This is a genomic window from Streptomyces sp. (assembly GCF_035563135.1).
In the GTDB taxonomy this organism is placed as follows: Bacteria; Actinomycetota; Actinomycetes; order Streptomycetales; family Streptomycetaceae; genus Streptomyces.
On record NZ_DATMVN010000815.1, the window covers coordinates 1 to 8,548 of the forward strand.

Below are 8,548 nucleotides of genomic sequence, written 5' to 3' on the forward strand. Positions count from 1 at the left end.
CGGGCGGACGGCGGTGGCGGCCATCAGCGTCACGGGCCCGGTGGGCCGCTTCCGTCCGGAGTCCCATGCCAACGCGGTGCGCGCGGCGGCGACGGCGCTGGGGTCGACGCTGGCACGCCGGGGTCACTGACCGGCGGCGACCGTCCGCGGCGCTGTGCGCGGACGGACCCGGGCGGTGCGGGGGCCGCCCCCTTCCTCCTGCGGATCGGCTCAGGCGGTGCCGAAGGAAGGTCCGGCGAGGCCGCCCTGCAGCCGTCGATGACGGTCCGGGCCGGTGCCGTGGGAGAAGGGGGCATGGGTGGGCACGGGCACCGGCCCCCACAGAGATCCGCTCATGGCGATTCATGGCGATGCCCCCGCGACGACCGTGAGCCTTCCCGGTGTGTCAGCAGGCCGGTCCGCCGGCGCGTCCGTGGTGGGCGGCGGTCATGGAGCGTGTGACCCGTTTCGTTGTTCGGCCTCGGACGGTCCGGCGAGAACCGTCGTCTCAGTTCTCTGCGAGCTCCGGGTCGTACGGCACCCCGGCGCGAAGAGCCGCCTGTCGCACCAGGTGCCAGATCGAGTCGAGCAGCATTCCGGTCAGTGCGGTCGCGTCCCAGTCCTCCCCGGCGCTCACCGACACGTAGAGCCCGTCGGCACCGGCCATGGTGAACTGCGCCAACCGGGCGGGGAAAGCGGGGTCGTCGGACGTCACCTCGGGCGGGAGGATCTGTTGCCACCAGTCGGAGATCAGATCCAGGCGGCCCTGCCGGATGTCGAGGAACATCTGGCGCGCCGCCGATTCGCTCAGCCGGCGTTCCAGGGCGAGCAGGAGCCCCAGCCGCCAGAAACTGGTGGGCTCCATGGCTTCGAAGGTGCGACCGGAGATCATCTTCTCCAGCTGGCGTGACGGTGACTCCTCCGGGCGGAAGAGCCAGTCCTGCCGGCCCTCCCATTCGTCCAGGCTGTGCTGGAGCAGCGCGGCGAACAGCTTGTCCTTGTTCTCGAAGTGCCAGTACACGGAGCCGACCGGCAGTCCGGAGCGCTTGGCGACCTGGGCGATCGCGGTGCCCTCGTAGCCCTGCTCCGCGGCCAGCTCCAGAGTGGCTTCCAGGATGCGCCTGCGTGATTCCTCGGTGCGCTGGGCCCGGCCCGCGGTTGCTGTCTTCTTCTGCACGCTTCTTGTTATCACGGTGCTCGGCTCCTGCGTGACACCCGCACTCCGGAGGGCTGATCCCAGGATGGGACCGTGCCGCGCGAAGGGGGATCGGGTCCTTCGGCGTACGTCGGGGATGAAGACCCGCGCCGGGGCCGTCATCGGGGCTCCGAAGTCCACGCGGCCGAGCGGTCGACCGCCGGTGAGGTCCGCGTGCCGTCCGAGGCCGCCGGCGATCTCGCGTGGCGCGCCTATCATGGCTCGCGCGACGTGCGACAAGATGATCACACACCGAACGGATGCGGCGGGCAGTGGGTAAGGAACAGCGGTCCGGGGCACCGGGCGCGCGGGAGCGCATTCTCGACGCCACCTTCGCGCTGCTGGCCGAGGAGGGCCGCCACGCCGTTGACATGAAGCGGATCACCGAGGCGGCGGGGGTGAAGGCCAGCTCGGTGTACTGGTTCTTCCGGGACAAGGACGATGTCGTCCTGGAAGCGGTCGGGCACGGCACGCTGGAGTGGATACGGCGCAAGTTTCCCCTGGCCCCGCCGGTGGGGGACCCGGGCGAGGCCGCCTTCGCGCTGTTGCGGCATCTGACCGACGACTTCTCCGAGCGGGCCGACTTCTGGCGCATCGGCCTGCAGATGTCCCTGCCCAGGCAGGGCGGCACCATGGCCCGGCGAGTGGCCGAGATGCGGGAACGGACCGGTGAGGAGGTTGCTTCCTGGTGGAGCGTCGTCGAGCCGGAACTCGACGGTGACACAGCGGTGGCCCTGGCCAGGCTGACCATGTCCGCGGTGGGTGCCCTGCTGATCGCCCGCCGGGCCGACGCCGGTTTCCCGACTCGCGTCGCGGCCGGGGAATGTGGGCACGCCCTGGCAGGGCTGGCCGGCAGACTGGCCGCGGACCCCGAGGCGTTTGCGGCCGCCGGGCCGACGCCTGTCGCCCGGTCCGCGCCGCGCCCGGCGGAGGACGTGACGGGCAGCCGTGAGCGGATCCTCGCGGCGACCCTGGCGGTGCTGGCCGAGGAGGGATATCGCGGAGCCACCATCGCCCGGATCACCCGCCGCGCCGAGGTCAGCACGAGCTCGGTGTACTGGGTGTGCGACAACAAGGAGGACCTGGTGCGGCAAGCCATCGGCCGGGCCGCCGACGGCTGGTACTCCACCGTGCCCGCCTGTCTGCCGCTGGCCGACCCGGCGTCCTGGCCCGCGTACCTGGACGAGGGCTTCGAGCGCTATCTCCTGGCGAACCTCGCCGCCCCGGACTTCGTGCTCGCCGGTCTGCAGCTCACCCTGGACGAGGAACCCGGCCGGCCACCCGCCGGGTACACGCTGTACCGCGCGATCCGTGAGAGCGTCCGTGAACGGACGGCCCGGTGGCTGCAGGTGATGGCGTGCGCCGGGGGGCCCGACGCGGAACTACGGACCGAGGACTTCGCGTTGTGGATCCACGCGCTGATGGATGAGACGTTCACGCAGTTGGTGATCGCCCGCACCGACGCGGTTCCGCATCGGCATGTGCGGCTGACCGTCGCCCTTCTGGAGGCCCTGGCCGCCCGGCGGTGACGTCGGGCCGGGCCTCCTGCGCCCGGCCCGCCCGCTCGTGATCACTGCGCCACGATCTCCAGCGGGGGCCGCCGGTCGGAGACCCCGGCATGCTTCGCGGCCTCGGCCGAGATCTCACCGTTGGCGAAGAACTGGTGGATCACCTGGTTCACGATCCCGGGCTGGTCGGTCTGCGCCTGATGGCCGGCACCCGGGACGTAGAAGAACTGCGTGCGGGGCAGCGCGTCCTCCTGCAGGTGCCCCACCGCGACCGACTCGTTGGGGTCGTCCCTGCCGAACAGGTAGATCCCCGGGACATCCAGCTTGTCGAGGCGGCCCTTGGTGGACAGGCGGGCAGCGCTGTTGGCGTCGTGGTCCCGGCCGCTGAGCGAACCGAAGATCCATGGGGAGACCCGGTCGTACGTCTCCTTCTGCAGGTTGGCGGAGTAGGTGCGCATCCTGACGACATCGGGGTCGATCTTGTCCTCGTCGAGGACGATCCTGCTGAGCATCTTGCGCATGGATTCTTCGGTGCCGTCGAACGGCGGTGGCCCCTGGTACGCCTTGGCCGGCCGCGGGTCGGCAGCCTGCATCTGCCCGTTGGTGACCAGGTCGCCGATCCGACCGGCGATCATGAAGTAGCTCGTCACCCGCTCGGGGTGGGACACCAGGAAGTACGCCGTGTTCACGCAGCCCATGGAGTTCCCGCCGAGGTGGAAGGTGTCCAGGCACAGGGCGTCCGCGAAGTCCCGGAGGAAGTCGACGAAGCCGCCCCAGCCGTAGGTGTAGCGGTCGTACGGGTCGCGGGTGAGACCGAAGCCGGGGAAGTCGGGGCAGAACACGCGGAATCCGCGCTCGCCCAGGTACGGAGCGAGGAGCCGCCACCCACCGGCCCCGGACCCGCCCATGATCCCGCCGTGCAGCAGGATGACGCTGGGGCCGTGGTCGCCCGCGGTGGAGTAATGGACCCGGGCGCCGGTCGGTAGTTGGACCCAGCGGCTGGCCAGACCCGGTTCGGCTACGAGGTGCTCGTCGGTGAGCGCCATAGGACATTCCCTTTCAGCTCGTGCGGATGAGGGTGGGCCGGCAGCATGCTCAGAACATGCCGACGGGTTGCGCGTCCGGGTTGAGGGCCAGCTCGGTGAAAGGCTCGTAGACAGTGGTGGGGTCCGAGCCGAAGTGGCTGCCGCCGACCTGCATGTCGCGGTAGTAGCGCTCCATCGGGAGATGGGTCCAGCGGGAGGCGGAGCCGGCGTGCCGCCAGATCAGTTCGAGCGCGCCCATCACCCGGGCGCAGCCGACCTTCTGATGGGCAGCCAGGGTGACCCGGTCCTTCACGGTGATCTCCTCTCCGGCAACCGCCTTGTCCCACATCTCACCCCACAGCTTGTCCAGATGGGCGATGGTGGCCTCGAGTTCCGACTCGGCGTGGACCAGCGCGCGCTGCTGGTGCGGGTCGTTCTTCGCCGTGCTGCCGAAGGTGGCGCGACGGTCCTTGAGGTAGTCGGTGAACTGGTCGAGGAAGCCGCGGAAGATGCCGCACAGGGCGTGTGCGATCGATGGGCCGAAGACGGCGACGAACGGGATGCGATACAGCGGCTCGTCCGGCTGGGCGTCCCAGTAGCCTCCGGCCATCAGACGGCCCTGCTCCAGGGTGCGGTGGGCGGGGACGAACACGCCGGGCACCCGCACCCGCTTGCTGCCGGTGCCCTTGAGGCCCATCACGTTCCATGAGTCCGGCACGATCTCGACCTCCTCACGCGGAAGGACGACGTGCACCGGGCGCGGAGGAGTCGCCGGGGCACCGTCCTGGCCGACCACCATGCCGGCCAGGACGAACCACTCGGAGACGTCGCAGCCGGTGGAGTAGACGACCTCGGTCGAGAAGAGGAACCCGCCGTCCGACGGGACCAGCTTGCCGACCGGTGCGTAGGGCGAGGCGGTGACCGTGTCCGGGCCGTCCCCGTAGACCTCCTGGCGCACCTTCGGGTCGGCGACCGAGATCTCCCACGGGTGGACGCCGCAGACCCCCGCGACCCAGCCGGCCGACGGGTTGTAGCGGGCGACCGTACGCACCCATTCCGCGAACACCCGAGGGTCCTCGGCGTAGCCGCCGGCGTCCTTGGACAGCAGCAGCCGGAAACCGCCGGAGAGCTTGAGGATCCCGACAGTCCGGTCGGTCAGGTGACCCAGCTCGTCACACTTGGCGTGCTCCTCGCGGAGTACGTCCGCGTGCTCATGGATGACGCGTATCGCCTTGTGCATGTCTCGCCCTTCACCCGGTCTCCGCAGCGCCGACCGTCCACGGACGATGTAGCGAGGACTGTAAGAACCGTTCCAGGAAGATGTCAATACATCACGCGTGGACGATCCAGCCACGGGCAGTTACGCCGATCGACCGCTTCACCTCTGGAATAAACATTTCAATGTTCTGTGCAGCCCGGTCTGAGTGGGGCGTCCGCGATTCTTCCCGCGCGCCTCTTGCCGTCGCAGCGATTCCCGTCTAGGTTGCATTAAACCTAGAACGATGGTTCTAGAATCATCGTTCATGTCGGTGCTCCTCAGGAGGCAGCATGATCAGGTCATTGGCGTACCTCGGTGTCACCACTCCGGCGATCGAGGAGTGGAGGTCGTTCGGCCCGGAGGTTCTGGGGCTGGACATGGCAGCCGGCCCGGGCGGCGGGCTGCGGTTCAAGATGGATGAGGCGCAGTGGCGTCTCGCCCTGCACCCCGGTGAGCGTGACGGCGTCGACTACGTGGGCTGGAGCGTGGTGGGCGAGGCGGAGGCGCGAGAGATCGCGAAGAAGGTCGCGGCCACGGGCATCGTGGTCCACGACGGTGACGCCGAGCTGTGTGCGGAGCGGGCGACAGCGGGCCTGCTGTGGTTCGAGGACCCCTTCGGGATCCGGCAGGAGCTGAGCTGGGGTCGGCTGATCGTCCAGTCCTCGTTCCGCCCGGGCCGGGCGATGTCGGGCTTCAAGACCGGTGAACAGGGCATGGGCCATGTGGTGTTCATGGTCCCGGACATCAAGCAGGCGGACGAGTTCTACAGCGAGGTCATGGGCTTCAAGCTCTCCGACCGCATCATTCAGGGGCCGCTGAACGCGCGCTTCTACCACATCAACGGCCGTCACCACTCCCTCGCGGTGGCCGAGGCCCCTGGTGTGGTCGGTTTCCAGCACCTGATGCTGGAGGTCGACTCGCTGGACGACGTCGGTCTCGCACTGGACGAGTGCGAGCGGCGCGGGGTGCCGATCACGATGACGCTGGGCCGACATGTCAACGACCTGATGACGTCGTTCTACCTGGAGTCGCCGTCGGCGTTCCACATCGAGTACGGATACGGCGGTCTGCAGGTGGACGACCTGTGGGAGCCGAAGACGTTCGACCGGATGAGCATCTGGGGTCACCACCGCGACCAGGCGCCCGACGCCGGGCCGGGCCTCATCCTCAGTGCCGAACCCCCCGCCGGCGCCTGATCCCGGGGCCGAGCGAGCCCACCGCGGTCGGCACGCCACCCGCACGTCCCGACCTCCTGCGAACGTACAAGGAGTCACCGCACCATGAGTTCCCTCTCCCACGAGGCCACGAGCCGCGAGATCCGCACCCAGGACGGAAGGATCCACTTCCACGATGCGGGCGAGGGCCACCCGATCGTGCTGCTGCACGGCTCCGGCCCCGGCGCCACCGCCTGGGGCAACTTCGCACCCAACATCGACCACCTCGCGGAGCGTTTCCGTGTGCTGGCCGTGGACCTGCCCGGCTGGGGTGGCTCCGAGGCCGTGCCGATGTCCGAGCGAGACCACCCCGGAACCGTCATCCGCCTGCTGGACGAGCTCGGCATCGAGAAGGCCGCGCTGGTCGGAAACTCGATGGGCGGGGTGGTCTCCCTGGCCACCGCGGCCCTCCACAAGGACCGCGTCTCTCACCTGATCACCATGGGTCCCGCCTCCAAGCCGCGTCCCGGCCTGTTCACCGCGGGCGGCGGCCCTTCGGAAGGGATGAAGATTCTCTTCAAGGGCTACGCCGACCCGTCGGTGGAGACCATGGCGAAGCTGGTCGACGTGATGACCTACGGTTCCGACTTCGCCTCCGAGGAACTGATCAAGCAGCGCGCCGACGGCGCGCAGGCCAACCCGCAGCACCTCAAGCACTTCATGGAGGGCGTGGCCGAGGGCCGTACCCCCATCACGCGGTGGGCCACCCCCGAGGAGCTGATGGGCATCGCCGCGCCCACCCTCCTCATCCACGGCCGCGACGACCGCGTCGTCCACTTCGAGTCCAGCCTCGAACTGGTCTCGCTGATCCCCGACTCCCGGCTGGTTCTGCTCAACCGCTGCGGCCACTGGGCCCAGTTGGAGCACGCCGCCGAGTTCAACCGCCTGGTCGCCGACTTCGTCGCCCACAGCTGACCACCCATTCGACAAGGAAGTCGATCATGAGCAAAGTCATCGAACGCATCGCCGACAATGCGGCCTACTTCCGGGACCACGCGCAGGAGGCCGAGGACCTCGGCAAGCTGCCCGACCACACCGTGGTGAAGATCCGTGAGACCGGCCTGGACCGTATGCTGCAGCCCAAGCAGTACGGCGGGCTGGAGACGGACCCCGTGGAGTTCTTCGAAGCGGTCATGGAGCTCGCGCAGAACTCCGCCTCCGCCGGCTGGGTCGGCGGCCTGATGAGCATCCACGCCTTCGAGCTGGGCGGCGCCGACCCCAAGGCGCAGGAGGAGATCTGGGGGGAGAACCCCGAGGCGTGGATCTCCTCGCCGTACGCGCCGTTCGGCCGGGCCAAGCCCGTAGAGGGCGGGTACCTCTTCTCCGGCCGCTGGCCCTTCTCCTCCGGCACGGACCACTGCGAGTGGGCGTTCCTGGGCGGCATGGTCACCGACGCGAACGGTGAGATCAGCGGTCCACCGGACATCCGGCACTTCCTCGTCAAGCGCGACCAGTACGAGATCGTCGAGGGCACCTGGGACACGGTCGGCCTGCGTGGTACCGGCAGCAAGGACGTCACCGTCAAGGACGCGTTCATCCCCGCACACCGGGTGATCGAACAGAGCCTCGTCATGACCGGCGACCTCGCCCGGACCAACCGCCCGGACAACGCCATGTACTCGCTGCCGTTCGGCACCATGTTCGGCGGCGTCATCGCGGCCGCCACCCTCGGCATCACCCAGGGAGCCCTCAGGGCGTCCGTGGAGTACACCCGCAAGCGCATCTCCTTCTCCGGCGCCCGCATCTCCGGCGACCCGCACCAGCTCAACCTGCTCGGTGAGGCGTGGGCGGACATCGAGGCGAGCCGGGTGCACTTCCTGGCCGACATCGCCAAGTACCACGAGCAGGTGCTGGCGGGCCGGCCGATGGACGTCTCCCAGCGGATCACCGCCCGCCGCAACCAGGTGCGGGCCTCCCGGCGTTCGGTGGACGCCGTCGACCGCCTGTTCATGCACGCCGGCGGCGGCTCTCTGCACCGCAGCCAACCGCAGCAGATGTTCTGGCGCGACGCCCACGCCGCCATGAACCACATCTGCAACGTGGCCCCGCCCGTCCATACCGGCTTCGGCGCGGACCTGTTCGGCGAGCCGGTGGCACCGGGCGTCTTCCACTGACGTCCACGGCTCGATGCGGGCTTCCCACTCCGGACGCCCGCCACTCGCGCCGCCCGCCCTGCCCCGTGGGTGGCGCGAGCTCTCTTCCCGCACGGGACGCCCTGAGCACCTGAAGGCTCCGCAGCGCCGTCGACCGGCCACGGGGTGAGTGTGTGAGCCGCCCGGTGGTCGCTGACCGTCACCGTGCTGGTCGGCGGTCGCCACCCCTGTCAGGGGCCGACCTGCTGTCCGGTGCGGTCCTGCTCGAACGGAGTG

At 69.4% G+C, this 8,548-nt stretch carries 8 protein-coding genes; 4 read left to right on the plus strand and 4 right to left on the minus strand.

Annotated elements, in window-relative coordinates; genetic code table 11:
• Positions 1-210: 210 nt before the first annotated feature.
• Complete coding sequence (locus VN520_RS36215; RefSeq protein WP_325751200.1) at positions 211-336, minus strand: hypothetical protein; 126 nt, start codon at positions 334-336, stop codon at positions 211-213.
• Positions 337-487: 151 nt separating this feature from the next.
• Positions 488-1,156, minus strand: coding sequence for a TetR/AcrR family transcriptional regulator (locus VN520_RS36220; protein WP_325751201.1), 669 nt, complete (start codon positions 1,154-1,156; stop codon positions 488-490).
• A 278-nt stretch (positions 1,157-1,434) separates the two neighbouring features.
• Between VN520_RS36220 and VN520_RS36225 the strand changes: the two genes are divergently transcribed.
• The gene (locus tag VN520_RS36225; protein WP_325751202.1) at positions 1,435-2,703 is read left to right on the plus strand and encodes a TetR/AcrR family transcriptional regulator; all 1,269 of its coding nucleotides are present in this window, start codon (positions 1,435-1,437) and stop codon (positions 2,701-2,703) included.
• Positions 2,704-2,744: 41 nt separating this feature from the next.
• On the opposite strand, the gene VN520_RS36230 is transcribed toward VN520_RS36225, so the two are convergent.
• Entirely contained in the window at positions 2,745-3,728 is a 984-nt protein-coding gene (locus VN520_RS36230) for an alpha/beta hydrolase (RefSeq protein WP_325751203.1), read from the minus strand.
• Between the two features lie 49 nt (positions 3,729-3,777).
• Complete coding sequence (locus VN520_RS36235; protein WP_325751204.1) at positions 3,778-4,947, minus strand: hypothetical protein; 1,170 nt, start codon at positions 4,945-4,947, stop codon at positions 3,778-3,780.
• A 308-nt stretch (positions 4,948-5,255) separates the two neighbouring features.
• Here VN520_RS36235 and VN520_RS36240 point away from each other — a divergent pair, with 308 nt between their 5' ends.
• From VN520_RS36240 to VN520_RS36250, 3 genes are all read left to right on the plus strand, one after another.
• The gene (locus VN520_RS36240; RefSeq protein WP_325751205.1) at positions 5,256-6,161 is read left to right on the plus strand and encodes a VOC family protein; all 906 of its coding nucleotides are present in this window, start codon (positions 5,256-5,258) and stop codon (positions 6,159-6,161) included.
• 84 nt (positions 6,162-6,245) lie between these two features.
• Positions 6,246-7,094: an alpha/beta hydrolase gene (locus VN520_RS36245; RefSeq protein ID WP_325751206.1), complete on the plus strand. Its 849-nt coding sequence runs from the start codon at positions 6,246-6,248 to the stop codon at positions 7,092-7,094.
• A 26-nt stretch (positions 7,095-7,120) separates the two neighbouring features.
• Positions 7,121-8,293 carry an acyl-CoA dehydrogenase family protein gene (locus VN520_RS36250; protein WP_325751207.1) on the plus strand — a complete coding sequence of 391 codons (1,173 nt, stop codon included), beginning with the start codon at positions 7,121-7,123 and terminating at the stop codon, positions 8,291-8,293.
• The last annotated feature ends 255 nt before the right edge of the window (positions 8,294-8,548 follow it).

Excerpts from the sequence above, each read along its gene's own strand:
- VN520_RS36215 (WP_325751200.1), bottom strand. The coding sequence starts at position 336 with ATGAGCGGATCTCTGTGGGGGCCGGTGCCCGTGCCCACCCATGCCCCC.
- VN520_RS36245 (WP_325751206.1), top strand. The coding sequence starts at position 6,246 with ATGAGTTCCCTCTCCCACGAGGCCACGAGCCGCGAGATCCGCACCCAG.
- VN520_RS36235 (WP_325751204.1), bottom strand. The coding sequence starts at position 4,947 with ATGCACAAGGCGATACGCGTCATCCATGAGCACGCGGACGTACTCCGC.
- VN520_RS36250 (WP_325751207.1), top strand. The coding sequence starts at position 7,121 with ATGAGCAAAGTCATCGAACGCATCGCCGACAATGCGGCCTACTTCCGG.
- VN520_RS36225 (WP_325751202.1), top strand. The coding sequence starts at position 1,435 with ATGCGGCGGGCAGTGGGTAAGGAACAGCGGTCCGGGGCACCGGGCGCG.
- VN520_RS36240 (WP_325751205.1), top strand. The coding sequence starts at position 5,256 with ATGATCAGGTCATTGGCGTACCTCGGTGTCACCACTCCGGCGATCGAG.
- VN520_RS36230 (WP_325751203.1), bottom strand. The coding sequence starts at position 3,728 with ATGGCGCTCACCGACGAGCACCTCGTAGCCGAACCGGGTCTGGCCAGC.